Origin of the sequence: Phyllobacterium sp. SYP-B3895 (assembly GCF_009647635.1) — a bacterium.
In the GTDB taxonomy this organism is placed as follows: domain Bacteria; phylum Pseudomonadota; class Alphaproteobacteria; order Rhizobiales; family Rhizobiaceae; genus Phyllobacterium; species Phyllobacterium pellucidum.
This window is the reverse complement of sequence record NZ_WJIG01000002.1, coordinates 890,824-906,166: the sequence shown is the minus strand read 5'-3', so window position 1 is coordinate 906,166 and position 15,343 is coordinate 890,824. Positions and strand designations below refer to the sequence as shown.

The window sequence follows — 15,343 nt, the reverse complement described above, 5'->3', positions numbered from 1 at the left end:
CGCTCCCTTTTTGAGAAATTAATTTTCGCAGCGTTCTGGCAGTTAGTTGGCCGGCTATTTATTTGGAGAAATTATTTTGAAGAACAACCTTTTGGCTCTCATTCCGCTCGTCCTCATTTCTGCCTGCGATGGCTCGGACTCGTCACAACCGACGCCCAATTCCGTTGCGCAATCGACATTCGATGCCCAATCCGTAGAACTGGAAAGCACCAAGAAGGAGAACGCGGAACTCAAGAAGACGATTGAAGCAGTCAGCAGCGAAAAAGCTTCTATCACAACCACGTTTCAAACTGTTGCAGCCGACAAGGACAAGCTCGCGGCCGAGCTGAAACAAGTCGCGGCTGAGAAGGAAAGCATTTCCACGCAGCTGTCGCAGATGGTTGCCGACAAGGACAAGATCGCCGCCGAACGCGACCAGAAGCTCAAGGACATTGAGACCAATCTGGCGAAGATTGCTGTACTCGACAAAGCCGTCGTGGACAAAACCACGGAATTGACGACCCTCAATAGCCAGCTTGCCACGGCCACCGGCGATAAAGCGGCCCTGACCCAACAGCTTGAAAAGGCCGGCACGGATCTCGCCGCCATAACCGCCAAGCGTGACGAACTGCAAAAGGGCGTAGACACGGCGGCGGTTCAGAAGGCCGATCTCACCAAGCAGCTTGAGACGGCTGGCGCGGATCTGACCGCCATGACCACCAAGCGCGACGATCTGCAAAAGAGTTTCGATAAGGCGACGAACGAAAAAGCCGCTCTCGGCAAGCAACTGGAGACGGCTGGCACGGATCTTACCGCCATGACCGCCAAGCGTGACGAACTGCAAACGAGTTTGGATAAGGCGACGATCGAAAAAACCGCCCTTGGCAAGCAGCTTGAGACGGCTGGTGCGGATCTGACGGCGATGACCGCCCAGCGCGACGATCTGCAAAAGAGTTTCGATGAGGCGACGACCGACAAAGCCGCTCTTGGCAAGCAACTGGAGACGGTTGGCACGGATCTGACGGCGATGACCGCCCAGCGCGACGATCTGCAAAAGAGCTTCGATGATGCGACGACCGAAAAGGCCGATCTAGCCGAACAGCTAGAGCAGTCCGGCAAGGACCTGACCGCCATGACCACCAAGCGCGACGAACTGCAAAAGAGCTTCGATGCGGCGACGAACGAAAAGGCCGCTCTTAGCGAGCAGCTTGAAAAGGCCGACACGGATCTGACGGCGATGACGGCCAAGCGCGACGAACTGCAAAAGAGCTTCGATCAGGCGACGACCGACAAGGGCGAACTGGCCAAACAGCTTGAGCAGTCCGGCAAGGACCTGACCGCCATGACCACCAAGCGGGACGACCTGCAAAAGCAGAGCGATCAGGCGCAAGCGCAGATCGACACTCAGAAGACCGAAATTGCCAAGAAGGAAGCGGATATAAAGGCCACGCAGACCGAACGTGATGCAGCGCTTGCAGCCAAGGACAAGGCCATCAAGGAACGTGACGCTTCCAACGACAAACTTCTGAAGATCGCCAAGAGCGTTTGCCAGTAGGTATTTTTCCATACCGTTTCAATTTTCATTAACGAACTGGTTTTCAAAGGGGTTTATCCATGGATAGACGCGATTTTATCAAGATTCTGGGTCTTGCCGGAACCAGCGCGGCAGCCTACGCGGCATGCTCCAGCTACATGATGGAGGCTCTTGCCGACGCGCCCGCCACCATCGAAGATCTCCTGGTCGCATCGAACGACTGCATCAACAACGGCTCGCTGACGGATATCGAGCATATCGTGTTTCTTATGCAGGAAAACCGGTCGTTCGACCACTACTTCGGCACGCTGCGCGGCGTCCGCGGTTTTGGTGACCGCTGTGGAAACTGCAACGGCGGACGGCTGGTACGACGTGGCCTTTTTCGATGATGGCACTTATCTGCGTCGTTATGCGGGCCGGCTCGAAAACGGCAGGATCGGCAAGAGCGATCCCGCCATTGGCAGGCAGTATGACGAGGCAACGCGCGTCTACAAGGACTACGCGGTCTAAGCTGATCGCCAACAATAATAACTCTTTCGTCCCGGCGCGAGCGCCGGGGCGGGAGAGCTTAGGGACGACAAGTGATGGATGAATGATGCTGGCATCTAAAGTACGTGATTTGTCACGCGCGCTTGCCTCGTATCGATTATGCGATTAGCTCTTGGCGAGACGTTTTGTGCATCGCCGGGATTCCATGCGCCATCATTTTCGCCGCCGCCAGTCGATTTCAGCCAAGTGGTCGGTGCGCGTGGCTTTTCTGGCCGCGATCCTCTTCGTTCTGTCCGCGCTCGGGCATCGCTTCGAGCGCATCGAGACCCCTGAATTTCTCTGGCTGCTTGCGGTCGTCGCCGGCCTGGCGCTGCTTGCGTTGCTTTTGAGCTTCAAGGGCTTCACCAGCCTTTGGCGTCGGGGCGACCGCGGCGGACCGAGTGCGTTCTGGGGTGGGGTCATCGCGCTCATCGTTCTTGCGCCCTTCGCAATGACCCTCTACCAGGCACTGACGCTGCCGACACTCTACGACGTTTCCACCGATATAGCCGACCCGCCTGAGCTTTTCGCCGCCGGCCAGCGTAGCGAGCGGATGAACCCGCTCGTCAATGATGAGGAAAGCCGGGGACAGCAATCGAGCGCCTATCCGCAGGTCACCGGCCGGCGCTATGACGGTTCGCCGGACCGGATCCTGGCGGCGGTGAATACCGTTATCTCCAATAATGGCTGGACGGTGCTGAGCCAGAAGGGGGAACCCGGCGACGACGAGGAGATCCTTCTCGAAGTCGTGGCCCGCACCTGGCTGCTCGGCTTTACCAGCGACGTCGTTGTCCGCCTCACCGACGAAGGCGAGACCACCTATGTCGATATGCGCTCCGTCTCCCGCTACGGCATTCATGATCTCGGCGAGAATGCCGACCGCATCACTGCGTTCATGACGGCGCTCGACACCGAAGTGCAGGGCACCCAGCCCGACGAGGAAACCACGCAGCCGGAACAACCCTAGCCGATCGCTACCAGTAGACGCCGTCGATGGCAGGATTGCCGTCGGTGTGGACGACGCCGCGTGCGACGAGATCTTCGAGATGGGCAAGAACCGAAAGACCAGCGGCGCCATGCAGGCGGGGATCGGTTTCCCGGTAAATGACGCCGACCATGGCAGGGATCGTGCGGTCGCCGGCCCGCACGCGCTCGAGGATGGCGCGTTCGCGCATTTTGCGGTGCGCCTTCAGGCCGCGCACAAAGGTCTTTGGTTTGGTGACAGGTCCGCCGTGGCCGGGGAAATAGATGCGGTCATGGCGGTGAAGCAGCAGGTCGAGCGAGCGCATGTAGTCTGACATTGCGCCGTCCGGCGGCGCTACGATCGAGGTCGCCCAGGCCATGACGTGGTCGGCGGAAAACAGCACACCGATCTCCTCAAGTGCAAATACCATATGATTGGCGGTGTGGCCGGGCGTATGGATCGAACGCAGCGCCCAGCCGTCGCCTTCGATCACCGACCCGTCGCTGGCCACGAGATCAGGAACGAAGTCCGTATCGCCGCTGGCGTCGAGAAGGTTGACTTCACCGACATGCAGCGGTCGTGCCGGACGATGCGGCCCTTCGGCGACGACGACCGCGCCGAGTTCATCGCGCAAGCGCGCGGCGAGCGGTGAGTGGTCGCGGTGCGTATGGCTGACGAAGATGTGGCTGACCGGGCGCCCGGCGATGGCGCGGATGAGCGCTGCGTGATGGGCGTCATCCAGCGGTCCGGGATCGATCAACGCCAGCGTATCGTGGCCGACGAGGTAGGAGTTCGTGCCGTGAAAGGTGAACGGGCTTGGATTATCGACGGTTATCCGCTGGACCTTCGGGGCAATGTCGACCGCTTCACCGTAGCGCGGCGCAAAACTGGTGTCGAAAACTAGAGACATGAATGCAAGCGGACCCTTCAAAGCCTGTTCGACATATTGCGGCGCGGCATAATCCCCAATATACCGTTTTCACAAACGGTGGAAATACCGCCCCACGGCGAAGGCTATACAGAGGATATCGACATGATCGTTGCGCAAACCCGTTCCCTTGCCCAAGAATTCCAGCCGGAAGGTCAACTCGCCAAAGCGGTCTGGTATGTCACGCTCGCCCTGATCGGCACCGCGCTGATGACGCTTGCCGCCAAGACCAAGGTAGACATGGTGTTCGTCAATGTGACGATGCAGACTTTCGCCGTATTCGCCATCTCCGCCGCCTACGGCTCGCGCCTTGCCGTCGCTACGATGGCGCTCTATCTGCTCGAAGGCGCGCTTGGCATGCCAATTTTCACCGGCACGCCAGAGAAGGGCATCGGCCTTGCCTATATGGTCGGACCGACGGGCGGCTACCTCGTCTCCTATCTCGTTGCTGCATGGATCGTCGGCACCGCCGCCGACAAGGGTTATGCCCGCAACCCGATCGTTCTCGGCGCGGCGATGCTAGCGGCAGAGATTGCCATTCTCGGCCTCGGCTTCCTGTGGATGGCCTATCTCTTCGGCTTCGAGAAGGCGTTCACCTTCGGCGTTGGTCCGTTTATTGTCGCTGACATTTTGAAGCTCGCTCTGGCGGCTGCCATCGTTCCGGCCATTGGCTCGTTGCTCAAGCGCCGTTGAGAGCTTGCTCGAAGCATTGATGGGCCGCGGCATCGTCCGCGGCCTTTGTTTTTGCGCCATTGACTTTGCGATGCGGCCTTCGCAGTTTCTCATGACACTCGTTCAAAAATAAGAGGCACGTCTTGTCAGATTATCCGCGGGATTTGATCGGCTATGGCCGAAACACGCCCGACCCGAAATGGCCGGGCGGTGCACGCATCGCCGTGCAGTTCGTTGTCAACTATGAGGAAGGCGGCGAAAGCTCTATCCTCGATAAGGATCCGGCGTCGGAGTGCCTTCTGTCGGAGATCGTCGGCGCGCAGCCCTGGCCGGGCCAGCGCAACCTCAACATGGAATCGATCTATGAGTATGGCGCTCGGGCCGGTTTCTGGCGGCTGTGGCGCATGTTTACCAGGCGCAAGATGCCGGTCACGGTCTATGGGGTTACCCTTGCCATGGCGCGCAACCCCGAAGCTGTCGCCGCCATGAAGGAGGCAGACTGGGAAATTGCGAGCCACGGCCTGCGCTGGCTCGAATACAAGGACTGTCCCGAGGACACCGAGCGGCAGCACATTCTTGAAGCGGTGCGCCTGCATACGGAGATTACCGGGTCGCGACCGCTCGGGATCTACCAGGGTAAACCGTCGGACAATACGCTGAAGATCGTCATGGAGGAGGGCGGCTTCGTTTATTCAGCCGACAGCTACGCCGACGAGCTGCCCTACTGGGTCAAGGGTCCAAAGGGTCCGCATCTGATCGTGCCCTACACGCTCGATGCCAACGACATGCGCTTTGCGACGCCGCAAGGGTTCAACTCAGGCGATCAGTTCTATACCTACCTCAAGGATACGTTCGACGTGCTTTATGCCGAGGGCAGGGAAGGCGCGCCCAAAATGATGTCGATAGGCCTGCATTGCCGGCTGGTCGGGCGCCCGGGACGCGCGGCGGCGCTGGAGCGCTTCCTCGATTATGTCCAGCATCAGGAAGGCGCCTGGATCACGCGGCGCATCGATATCGCCAATCATTGGCACGAACATCACCGCCCGGCAGACGAAAACTAAGATGGAAATCCTCAGTCTCAATGTCACGCCGCTGACGCGGGCGGCATTCGCACCCTATGGCGACGTCATCGAAACCGCGGGCGCGCAGATGCGCCTTATCAACGGCGGCACGACGCAGCGCTTCCACGACCTTGCAAAGGTCGATGTGACGGGGCCGGGAGCGCGCGTGCTGGTCAATATATTTCGCGGCCAGAGTTTCGCGCCGCCGATCGACATCACCATGCTCGAACGTCATCCCCTCGGCAGCCAGGCTTTCATGCCCCTGCAGGACCGGCCCTACCTTGCGGTTGTGGCCGAAGATGAAGGCGGACGGCCGGGACCGCCGGTCGCGTTCCTGTGCCAGGGCAATCAGGGCGTCAACTATGCCCGCAACGCCTGGCATCATCCGCTGATATCGCTCGATGCCGAATCGGACTTCGTGGTCGTCGACCGCGGCGGCGAGGGCAACAATCTCGAAGAATTCTTCTTTGAAGACCGTCTTTACAGGATTGGCTCCATCTGATCGGCCCCGGGTCATTGCGCGATCTCGCCACTTGACGCCCACGCCTAGCCGGTCGAAGCTGCTCACATGGCTACGACGATGCGGTTTTTTCTCAATGGTCAATTGCAGGAAGCTGCAGTTCGACCCGATATGACGGTGCTGGACTGGTTGCGTGGTCCGGCGCGCCTTACAGGTACCAAGGAAGGGTGTGCGGAAGGCGATTGCGGGGCGTGCTCTGTCCTCGTCGGCGATCCTTCGGTAGAGGGCGCCGAACCCCGCGTGCACTATCACGCCGCCAACAGCTGTATCCTTGCCATGGGCCAGATCGACGGCCGTGCGCTGGTTACCGTTGAGGGCTTGAAGGGCGAACAACTGCACCCGGTCCAGCTTGCGATGGCGGAAAACGGCTCGTCCCAATGCGGCTTCTGCACTCCCGGCATCGTCATTTCGATAGCAGGTCTTGCTGCGGCCAAGCCGGAATCCGGCGAACAGGACATTCACGATGCCCTTGCCGGCAATCTGTGCCGGTGCACCGGCTACAGGCCGATTGTCGAAGCAGCACGCAAGGTGATCGGCGCTGGCGGCGCCGGCATTAGCGGCCCCGCCGTTACGGCTTTTGCGAAGATTGAGCCGCGCCGATCGGTTTCTGCCGCCGGTGCGTCATTCGATCAGCCTGGGACGCTCAATGCGCTTCTGCAACTGCGCAAGGAGAGACCGCAGGCGATTTTGCTTGGCGGCGGCACCGATCTCGGCGTGGCATTGGCCGACTATCACAGTGATTGGGACGACGTGATTTCGCTGGCTCGGGTCAGCGAATTGCGGTCGATTCGCGAGACCGACAACCATCTGAGCTTCGGCGCGGCGGTGACGTGGGAGGAAGTGCTGGCTGCGGTAGCGCCGATTTATCCATCCTTCGCTACGCTGATACGGCGCTTCGGTTCGACGCAAATTCGATCCATGGGCACGATTGGCGGCAATATCGGCACCGCGAGCCCCATCGGCGATGGACCGCCCGCGCTGATTGCCCTCGGCGCCGAAATCGAGCTTGCCTCCCTGAGCGGCCACCGTTTCCTGTCGCTTGAAGATTTCTTCCTCGATTACCGCAAGACGGAACTGCGTCTCGACGAAGTGATCGCTTCTGTCTCAATCCCCAAGCCCAAGGAAGGCCAGGATTTTCGCGTCTACAAGATATCGAAGCGCTATGACCAGGATATATCCACCGTCTGCGCTGCGTTTTCGATCGTGCGGGAGGAAGGGCAGGTTCGCAGCGCCCGCATCGCTTTCGGCGGCATGGCGGCAACGCCGCGCCGCTCTCCTCAAGCCGAACACGCTCTCGTCGGAACGAGTTTTGACAGAAAGGCAGTCGCGGCCTGCGCCGCAGCCATTGCAACCGAGTTCAAGCCGTTGACCGATTGGCGTGGCAGCGCCGATTATCGCCTTGAGGTCGCTGCAAACCTTGCCGAGCGCTTCTGGCGCGATGTGGCAGGCGAGACGGTGGAGGTGATGGCGCTATGAATATCGATGCCAAGATCGTTCACCGCAGTATCGTCGGCAAGGGTATCGCCCATGACTCGGCGGCAAGGCACGTCGCTGGCGAAGCCGCCTATATCGACGATATGCCGGAACTGCCCGGGACATTGCATGCGGCCTTCGTTCTTTCACCGGTGGCGCACGGCAGGCTTCTCGGTATCGACGCATCGGAAGCGTTGGCGATGCCGGGCGTCGCCGGCATCTGGTCGGCCAAGGACATACCCGGCCACAACGAAGTTGGCCCTATCCTCCACGGCGAGACGCTGTTTGCCGAAGATATCGTCGACTATGAAGGGCGGGTGGTCGCCGCAGTCGCTGCGTCGGATTTCGAGACAGCCTATCGCGCCGCCAAACGCGTCAAACTGAACATCGAAAAGCTCGAACCAGTTTTGGACATCGAGGAAGCGCATCACAAGAAGAGCTATGTTCTTCCGGCGCAGCAGGTCATCGAAGGCGATGTAGACACGGCGCTCTCCGGCGCGCCCCATGTCATCTCCGGCAAGTTGCGCATGGGCGGACAGGATCATTTCTATCTTGAAACCCATATCGCCTACGCCATTCCCGGCGAGAACGGCGAAATGCTGGTTCATTCTTCAACCCAGCATCCGACCGAAGTCCAGCACCATGTGGCGCTCGTCCTTGGCGTTCATGCCAATGCGGTCGAGTGTCAGGTGAGGCGCATGGGTGGCGGTTTCGGCGGCAAGGAGAGCCAGCCGACTATCATCGCCTGCGCGGCGGCGCTGATCGCGGCCCAGACGGGCAAGCCATGCAAGATGCGCCTGAAGCGCCGCGACGACATGGTCGCCACCGGCAAGCGGCATGATTATGTCGTTAACTGGAAGGCTGGTGTCGACAGCAGAGGGCGCATAGTTGGGCTCGACATCGAGTACCTGGCCCGGGCCGGTAATCTCCCCGACCTCACGGGGCCGGTGATCACGCGCACCCTGACCCATTCGGACAATTCCTATTTCATCCCCCATGCCCGCTTTGTAGGTCATGCCTGCAAGACGAATACCGTTTCGAACACCGCATTTCGCGGCTTTGGCGGGCCCCAGGGCATTATCGCCATCGAGTGCATCATCGATACGATTGCACGCAAGTTGAAGCTCGAGCCCAATAATGTCCGCGCCGTCAATTATTATGGCGACGAAACCGGCGATATGACGCCCTATGGCCAGAAGGTGGAAGACAATCGCCTGGTCGAGGTCACCGAAGCCGTGCTCGCCTCGGCCGACTGGAGCCGGCGTCGCGCCGAGATCGATGCGCACAATGCGACCAATCCTGTCATAAGGCGCGGCCTCGCCATGATGCCGATCAAATTCGGCATTTCATTCAATTTGACCTCGCTCAATCAGGCCGGCGCGCTCGTCCATGTCTATCTCGACGGCTCGATCTTCCTCAATCACGGCGGCACCGAGATGGGGCAGGGGCTTTTCGTCAAAGTTGCGCAAGTTGTCGCTGAAGTGTTCCAGGTCGAACTCGACATGGTGCGGATATCCTCCACTGCGACCGGCAAGGTGCCGAACACCAGCGCGACGGCCGCTTCGACCGGCTCGGACCTTAACGGCATGGCGGCCTTCAAGGCGGCGACCGCGATTAAGGCGCGCATGACGCGGGTTGCCGCCGAACATTTCGACGTCGATGAAGACGTGATCGTCTACCGCGAGGGCCGCATTCATGCCGGCAATGAATCGATTTCGTTCGGCGAACTTGCAAAAATGTCCTGGGCCAAGCGCGTTCAGCTTTCCGAGGCCGGCCATTATGCGACGCCGAAGATTCATTGGGACGGCAAGACGATGAAAGGCCGCCCGTTCTTTTATTTCAGCTACGGGGCAGCGGTTGCTGAAGTTGCGATCGACACGCTGACCGGCGAGACCCGATGCCTAAGGGCCGATATCCTTCAGGACGTCGGCTCGCCGCTCAATCCCGCCATCGACCTTGGCCAGATCGAGGGCGCCTTCGTTCAGGGCATGGGCTGGGTTACCTGCGAGGAACTATGGTGGGACAAGGCCGGCAAATTGCGCACCGTCGGACCTTCGACCTACAAGATACCGGGATCGCGCGACGTTCCGCCTGAATTCAACGTCCGCATTCTCGATAATAAGCCAAACCAGGAGGAGACGGTATTTCGCTCCAAGGCGATTGGCGAACCGCCATTGATGCTCGGCATTTCGGTCTGGCTGGCGATCCGCGACGCTATCGCCTCGATCCACGGAGGCGTTCCGCATCTCGATTCTCCGGCAACGCCGGAAAATGTTCTACGGTCAGTAGGGGAGGCCAAAGCCAACCGAACAGCTTGAGAGGGAGGGGACATGAGGCTTGAACAACTGAACAGTGCCAGCACGGAGGAATTCGTTGGCGCGCTCGGCGGTGTGTTCGAACATTCGCCGTGGGTCGCTGAGGCGGTCGCCGGCCAGCGGCCATTCACAAGCGTCGAGATCCTGCACGGCGCCATGGTCGTCGCCGTCGAAAAGGCCGGTCAGGCGGCACAATTGGGCTTGATCCGCGCGCATCCGGATCTTGCGGGGATGGCGGCGCGCCAGGGCAGTCTTACCGTCGAATCAACTAGCGAACAGCGCGGGGCTGGCCTTGACCGGCTGACCGACGAGGAATTCGAGGAGTTCCATCGCCTCAACAACGCCTATCAGAGCCGTTTCGGGTTTCCATTTATCCTTGCCGTGCGCGGCCATAACAAGCACTCAATCATGGCGGCGTTTCGCCAGCGCCTCGATCACAATGCCGGCGAGGAAGTCGCCGAAGCTTTACGGCAGATCGCGCTGATTGCGCGGTTTCGCTTGCACGATTTGATCACTTAAGGACCTCACATGGGAAAGTTATCCACGCATGTTCTCGATAATTCCGCCGGAAAGCCCGCGGACGGGATGGCCCTCACACTCCATCGTATCGAGGAGGGCGGGCCTGTCCTGCTCAAAACCGCCGTTACCAACGCGGATGGCCGGACCGACAAGCCGCTCCTTTCCGCCGACGAGATGGCGGTCGGCCGCTACGAGCTGACGTTCTTCGTCGAGGAATATTTCAAGCACAAACTCGTTGCGCTCGACACCCCGGCCTTTCTCGACGATGTGCCGATACGCTTCGCGATTGCCGACACGAACGCATATTATCACGTGCCGCTTCTGGTCACTCCCTGGTCCTATTCGACCTATCGGGGCAGTTGATCAGCCATAGACACCGGCAATGTTGAACACCCGCGCCTCATCGCCGCGGAAATAGACGAGGTTCGCTCCGGACTGGGGTGACAGATCGGAGCTCGGCAGGACGAGGCTGCCGACGGGATTGCCTGCATTGACGGTCGTCAGCAGCACGCCGTCCTGTGCGAATACGCCGCCGAGCCGCCTCTGCATCAGCGGCGAAATATCGATAGCGACCGTCTTTTTGACCGGATCGACGATCTGCAGCACATCGCCGGATGCCCATTGCTTGATCTGATCGGCGTTTGCGACCTGAAGTCCGTTGAGAGCGGTGTCCCATTTGACCCAGGCCGACTGGGCTGGCGATTTGGTGACATTCCAGAGCCGCACCATGGCGACATCGCGCATGGCCGTTCCAAACAGGCTCACGGCGCTGTTGGCAACGAGCGTGATGATGTCGGCGGCGATCGAGGCGACTTTGGCAGTGGCGGGCGTGGCGCTGCCTGGCATTTGATAGATCGTCGCATCGGGCCCGGCCGGCAAAAAGACAAGCCCGGACAGGCGTTTGCCAGTCGCCGCACTGGCAATGCCATTGGGGAAGCGCACGACGCCGGTCGCATTGTCGGCGATCATGACATCGCGCCAGCTAATACCGTCCGCGCTGGTCTTGATACGGAAGTCGCGGCCCCACATCGTGCCCATTTCGGCGCGGCCCTGATAGTTCGACTGGAAGAGGAGCGACGCTGCCTGGTTGTCGTCAGACTTGTTGATCTTGATTTGATGGCTGGTGCCCGCGTGGTCGAACAGTGATGCCGGACTTTTCACGGCGAGCCGGTTCGTATCATCCGCGACCGTCTGGATGCCGACCGCATTCACGGGATTGGTACCGCCGCTGGCGGCGGCCTTCCACGCGCCATTTGTAAACACTAGGAAGCTCGCCGTGTTGGCGACCCACGCGCACCAGCCCTCAAGCGGCTGAAAGAACGCCCATGCACCATCCTGAAAGGCGGCGAGCTGCTGGTCCTTGCCGGCCCAGGCTCCGCTTGCCCCGGATCCGACGATGTAGCGCTCGCCTTCAGCGGGATTGTATGGCGCCGCCTGCGCATTGCTGTTCAGCACCGATAATTGCACCAGAGCATCGAGCGCGCGTATCGCCTCGTTGTGCGTTACATGCTTTTGCGCCTGCGAGGGGGCGATATAGGGCAATTTGAGGTTCGACGTCTGATCCATGTGGCTGTCCTCTCCGCGCTTCGCCATTGCCGGGGACAGTACAGCCGTTGTGATTGTGTTGGATAAACCGGCGATGCACATGGTGATTGATTGACGAGCTGCCGGTCATTGCATTTATGTAGCCCTATGTTACTGGTCTTGCGTCCGTTTGGGGTTCCGTTGTAGGGCGAGACGCCTGCCCGGCTCATCCCTTGCGCAAAGGTGCTTTTCAACGTCCCTTATCAAGCCCGTCTGCATGCCGTGAACATCGAGGATCAATGACACTGGAAAATTTTCGGCAGGGCGTCTCGATGATGCCGCGTCGTTACAAGCAACTGATCCTGGTCGTATTCGACGTGATCGCGCTGACCTTCGCCGTTTGGCTCAGCTATCTGCTGCGATTTGGCACATTCTTTATTCCGAACAGCGAACAGGCACTTTTGATGGTTGCCGCGCCGCTGATCGGGCTGCCGGTGTTCATCCGCTTCGGACTCTATCGCGCCGTCATCCGCTACCTGCCGGACAAGGCCATCTGGACGATGATCCAGGCGGTGACCATCTCTGTCATTCTCTGGGTCTGCCTGGCGTTCCTGACGCTCATGACCGGCGCAGAGGGCGTGCCGCGCGCTATTCCCTTCCTCTATTGGGTGCTGAGCATTGGCATTATCTGCGGCAGCCGCTTCGGCGCCAAATGGCTGCTGTGGAGTGCACTGCGCGACAAGCTCATGGCGCGGCAATGTCTGATTTTCGGAGCAGGCGATGCGGGACGCCAACTTGCCAATGCGCTGCGCAGCCAGAACGAAGTATCCGTTGCCGGTTTCATCGACGACGACCGGAGCCTGCATGGCATGGATATTCTCGGTATCCGCGTCTACCCCACGCAGCACCTGGAAACGCTGATCGATAATTTCGGTATCAGCGAACTGATCGTGACGACCTCATCGCTGAGCGGCATCGAGCGTCGCCGGCTGATCGGCCGATTGAAAGCGCTTGACGTCAAGGTTCGCATTCTTCCGGCTATCTCCGACCTCACGGCCGGCAAGTATCTGGTCAGCCACCTGCGTGATATCGACATTGACGACCTGCTCGGCCGCTCGCCCGTTCCGGCCGACCCGACGCTGCTCGACAAGACCGTGGAAGGCCGGGTGATCCTTGTTACCGGCGCCGGCGGCTCGATCGGCTCGGAGCTTTGCCGCACGATCGTCAAGCTTGCGCCCGCCAAGCTCATTGTCTTCGATGTCAACGAGCACAGCATCTACCAGCTCCAGCGTGAACTGGCGGGCATGACCGATTGCGTGATCGTTCCGGCGCTTGGTTCGATCAGCGATGCTTCGCTGATCCGCGCGCTGCTCGCAGAGCACAAGGTTGAAAATGTTTATCATTGCGCCGCGTACAAGCATGTGCCGCTTGTCGAAGAGAACGTCGTCGAGGGCGCGCGCAACAATGTCATAGGCACCGATGTGCTGGCCGCAATGTCACAGCAGGCCGGGGTGCGGAACTTCGTGCTGATCTCGTCCGACAAGGCCGTTCGGCCCTCCAATGTCATGGGGGCGACCAAGCGCTGGGCGGAACTTATCGTGCGACATCAGGGCGATATCGCCAGGGAGCAGGGGACCGGGCAGATATTTGCTTCGGTCCGTTTTGGCAATGTCATCGGTTCAAGCGGGTCGGTGGTGCCGCTCTTTCGCGAGCAGATCGCGCAGGGTGGGCCGCTGACGGTTACCCATGACGACATGACCCGCTATTTCATGTCCGTGCGCGAAGCTGCCGAACTCATCATCCAGGCCGGCGCGCTTTCTGAGGGCGGCGATATATTGCTGCTGGAAATGGGCGAACCTGTGCGTATCCGCGATCTTGCCGAAAACATGATCCTTCTCGCCGGACTGTCGGTGAAAGACAGCAGCAATCCCGATGGCGACATCGAGATCGTCACAGTGGGCATTCGCGATGGTGAGAAGCTGCATGAGGAACTGTTCTACGATCCCACCGGCGTCGGGTCGACGACCCACACAAAAATCCTGCGCGCCCAGCGCCGGTCCAACGCTGCCGACCACCTGCCGGATGCTGTGGCAGAACTCCAGCTTCTGATTGAGCGGCGCGATACTGAAGGCGTCCGCAAACTGCTCTACGAGCGCGCAACGTCTTAAATACTACGTCGTCCAGCGCTGCGAAAGCGCGACAGCAGCAACGTCACTGCCAGCAGTCCGGCGCAAATTGCGCCGGCCGCAACAAGCCCGCCATCGAATGTCAGGAAGGCGCAGATGCCGAGGATGAAATTCAGCGCGCTGACGCTGGCAACGATCTGCCAAACCGACCAGCCTGACCGTTTGGCGATCTGATAGGCATGCTTGGAGTGGGCAGCGAGAATGTTCTCGCGCGCCGCAAGCCGCATGAACAGCGTCGACGTGGCGTCGCCGATAAAGAACAGCGGCAAAAGCAGGCCGGCGGCGATTGAAAGGTCGCGTGCAACCAGGAAGAAGGCAAGCCCGCTCAAAAGCCCGATCGGCAGGCTGCCGGAATCGCCGAGAAAAACCAGCGCTTTCGGGCGGTTAAACAGAGCAAATCCAAAGAGGCCCCCGGCGAGGCAGGCGGCAAGCACGCCCGCACCGGAAGCCACGAGGCCGATCGCGGCAAGAATCGCGGCGAGCGCCAGCGGTATGCCAAGCCCGGAGACGATCATCAGGTCGAGACCGTCCATGAAGTTGGTGAGGTTGATGAAATAGACGAGAGCGAAGGCAAGGAGGAGCCTCTCGACGGCGAACGGCAGGAAGTCGGGCAGCAGCCGGAATTCACTGCCGAGGCCATAAACGGCTATTCCGGCCGCGAGAAACTGTGCGATCAGCCGGACGCTTTCGGGCAGATGATGGCGGTCGTCGAAAAACCCGGTGACCCACAGGATAAGCGCGGCGGCGCTGCTCGAGGAAAGAAATTGCCAGTCGAGACCGGCTGCCGGGCCGAATATCCAAAGCGCCAGAAGGACTGCCGGGATGATGGCAAGGCCGCCAAGCTGGCGCGCCGGCTGCGTATGGTTGGACCGGTCCGTAATGGCGGCGCCGAGGAAATCGCTCGGCAGGAGCCTTATGATGGCCGCAAGCAGTATGGCAGCGCCGATGGCGGTGGCGAGAAATGGCGCAAGCAATGCAGCAAAGGGCAATCCGGGCCTCGTTCGAAACGGCGTGAATTCGAAGTCACCCTTGTCATGAAAATTATATGGAAACAATTGCGAAGAGCGACAAATGGCCGATCATTCACGTTGCGCAACCCCGAGCCAGAGGTTATAAGGCCGCGCGGTCGGGCGCTTCGCC

15 protein-coding genes are annotated in these 15,343 nt (G+C 60.1%); 12 read left to right on the top strand and 3 right to left on the bottom strand.

The window, feature by feature from the left end:
- Positions 1-76 precede the first annotated feature (76 nt).
- The 4 genes from GF108_RS10835 to GF108_RS10820 all read left to right on the top strand — a co-directional run bounded on the left by GF108_RS10835 (position 77) and on the right by GF108_RS10820 (position 3,008).
- The gene (locus GF108_RS10835; RefSeq protein ID WP_153667951.1) at positions 77-1,534 is read left to right on the top strand and encodes a hypothetical protein; all 1,458 of its coding nucleotides are present in this window, start codon (positions 77-79) and stop codon (positions 1,532-1,534) included.
- A gap of 59 nt (positions 1,535-1,593) precedes the next feature.
- On the top strand, positions 1,594-1,902 hold the full coding sequence (locus GF108_RS22425) for an alkaline phosphatase family protein (RefSeq protein ID WP_246663909.1): 309 nt from the start codon (positions 1,594-1,596) through the stop codon (positions 1,900-1,902).
- Positions 1,886-2,023, top strand: a complete 138-nt coding sequence (locus GF108_RS10825) for a hypothetical protein (protein WP_172982614.1) — start codon at positions 1,886-1,888, stop codon at positions 2,021-2,023. The genes GF108_RS22425 and GF108_RS10825 overlap by 17 nt, the downstream gene beginning before the upstream one ends.
- A 184-nt stretch (positions 2,024-2,207) precedes the next feature.
- Positions 2,208-3,008 (top strand): DUF1499 domain-containing protein, encoded by an 801-nt coding sequence (locus tag GF108_RS10820; RefSeq protein ID WP_153667949.1) that lies wholly within the window; start codon positions 2,208-2,210, stop codon positions 3,006-3,008.
- Between the two features lie 7 nt (positions 3,009-3,015).
- Here the strand turns inward: GF108_RS10820 and GF108_RS10815 are convergent, their stop codons facing one another.
- On the bottom strand, positions 3,016-3,915 hold the full coding sequence (locus GF108_RS10815; protein WP_153667948.1) for an MBL fold metallo-hydrolase: 900 nt from the start codon (positions 3,913-3,915) through the stop codon (positions 3,016-3,018).
- A gap of 123 nt (positions 3,916-4,038) precedes the next feature.
- Between GF108_RS10815 and GF108_RS10810 the strand changes: the two genes are divergently transcribed.
- The 7 genes from GF108_RS10810 (at position 4,039) to uraH (ending at position 10,856) form a co-directional block, all read left to right on the top strand.
- The gene (locus tag GF108_RS10810; RefSeq protein ID WP_153667947.1) at positions 4,039-4,626 is read left to right on the top strand and encodes a biotin transporter BioY; all 588 of its coding nucleotides are present in this window, start codon (positions 4,039-4,041) and stop codon (positions 4,624-4,626) included.
- A 122-nt stretch (positions 4,627-4,748) separates the two neighbouring features.
- Complete coding sequence (puuE, locus tag GF108_RS10805; RefSeq protein WP_153667946.1) at positions 4,749-5,666, top strand: allantoinase PuuE; 918 nt, start codon at positions 4,749-4,751, stop codon at positions 5,664-5,666.
- A gap of 1 nt (position 5,667) precedes the next feature.
- A complete protein-coding gene (locus GF108_RS10800; RefSeq protein ID WP_153667945.1) occupies positions 5,668-6,168 on the top strand; it encodes an ureidoglycolate lyase in 501 nt (166 codons plus the stop codon).
- Positions 6,169-6,234: 66 nt separating this feature from the next.
- Complete coding sequence (gene xdhA / locus GF108_RS10795; RefSeq protein WP_153667944.1) at positions 6,235-7,662, top strand: xanthine dehydrogenase small subunit; 1,428 nt, start codon at positions 6,235-6,237, stop codon at positions 7,660-7,662.
- Positions 7,659-9,977 (top strand): xanthine dehydrogenase molybdopterin binding subunit, encoded by a 2,319-nt coding sequence (gene xdhB / locus GF108_RS10790; RefSeq protein ID WP_153667943.1) that lies wholly within the window; start codon positions 7,659-7,661, stop codon positions 9,975-9,977. Before xdhA ends, xdhB begins: the two co-directional genes overlap by 4 nt.
- Before the next feature lie 12 nt (positions 9,978-9,989).
- Positions 9,990-10,493: a 2-oxo-4-hydroxy-4-carboxy-5-ureidoimidazoline decarboxylase gene (gene uraD, locus GF108_RS22420; protein WP_153667942.1), complete on the top strand. Its 504-nt coding sequence runs from the start codon at positions 9,990-9,992 to the stop codon at positions 10,491-10,493.
- A 9-nt stretch (positions 10,494-10,502) separates the two neighbouring features.
- Entirely contained in the window at positions 10,503-10,856 is a 354-nt protein-coding gene (gene uraH, locus GF108_RS22415; RefSeq protein WP_153667941.1) for a hydroxyisourate hydrolase, read from the top strand.
- On the opposite strand, the gene GF108_RS10775 is transcribed toward uraH, so the two are convergent.
- A complete protein-coding gene (locus GF108_RS10775) occupies positions 10,857-12,059 on the bottom strand; it encodes a DUF2793 domain-containing protein (protein ID WP_172982613.1) in 1,203 nt (400 codons plus the stop codon).
- Positions 12,060-12,316: 257 nt separating this feature from the next.
- Between GF108_RS10775 and GF108_RS10770 the strand changes: the two genes are divergently transcribed.
- Entirely contained in the window at positions 12,317-14,185 is a 1,869-nt protein-coding gene (locus GF108_RS10770; protein ID WP_153667939.1) for a nucleoside-diphosphate sugar epimerase/dehydratase, read from the top strand.
- Here GF108_RS10770 and GF108_RS10765 read toward each other — a convergent pair.
- Positions 14,182-15,192 (bottom strand): glycoside hydrolase, encoded by a 1,011-nt coding sequence (locus GF108_RS10765; protein ID WP_172982612.1) that lies wholly within the window; start codon positions 15,190-15,192, stop codon positions 14,182-14,184. The two genes, GF108_RS10770 and GF108_RS10765, sit on opposite strands and share 4 nt — an antisense overlap.
- Positions 15,193-15,343: the final 151 nt, after the last annotated feature.

What these genes read in the sequence shown, in the direction of transcription:
- uraH (WP_153667941.1), top strand. Translation starts at nt 10,503, where the DNA reads ATGGGAAAGTTATCCACGCATGTTCTCGATAATTCCGCCGGAAAGCCC.
- GF108_RS22425 (WP_246663909.1), top strand. Translation starts at nt 1,594, where the DNA reads ATGGATAGACGCGATTTTATCAAGATTCTGGGTCTTGCCGGAACCAGC.
- xdhA (WP_153667944.1), top strand. Translation starts at nt 6,235, where the DNA reads ATGGCTACGACGATGCGGTTTTTTCTCAATGGTCAATTGCAGGAAGCT.
- GF108_RS10810 (WP_153667947.1), top strand. Translation starts at nt 4,039, where the DNA reads ATGATCGTTGCGCAAACCCGTTCCCTTGCCCAAGAATTCCAGCCGGAA.
- GF108_RS10770 (WP_153667939.1), top strand. Translation starts at nt 12,317, where the DNA reads ATGACACTGGAAAATTTTCGGCAGGGCGTCTCGATGATGCCGCGTCGT.
- GF108_RS10775 (WP_172982613.1), bottom strand. Translation starts at nt 12,059, where the DNA reads ATGGATCAGACGTCGAACCTCAAATTGCCCTATATCGCCCCCTCGCAG.
- uraD (WP_153667942.1), top strand. Translation starts at nt 9,990, where the DNA reads ATGAGGCTTGAACAACTGAACAGTGCCAGCACGGAGGAATTCGTTGGC.
- GF108_RS10820 (WP_153667949.1), top strand. Translation starts at nt 2,208, where the DNA reads ATGCGCCATCATTTTCGCCGCCGCCAGTCGATTTCAGCCAAGTGGTCG.
- GF108_RS10800 (WP_153667945.1), top strand. Translation starts at nt 5,668, where the DNA reads ATGGAAATCCTCAGTCTCAATGTCACGCCGCTGACGCGGGCGGCATTC.
- GF108_RS10815 (WP_153667948.1), bottom strand. Translation starts at nt 3,915, where the DNA reads ATGTCTCTAGTTTTCGACACCAGTTTTGCGCCGCGCTACGGTGAAGCG.
- xdhB (WP_153667943.1), top strand. Translation starts at nt 7,659, where the DNA reads ATGAATATCGATGCCAAGATCGTTCACCGCAGTATCGTCGGCAAGGGT.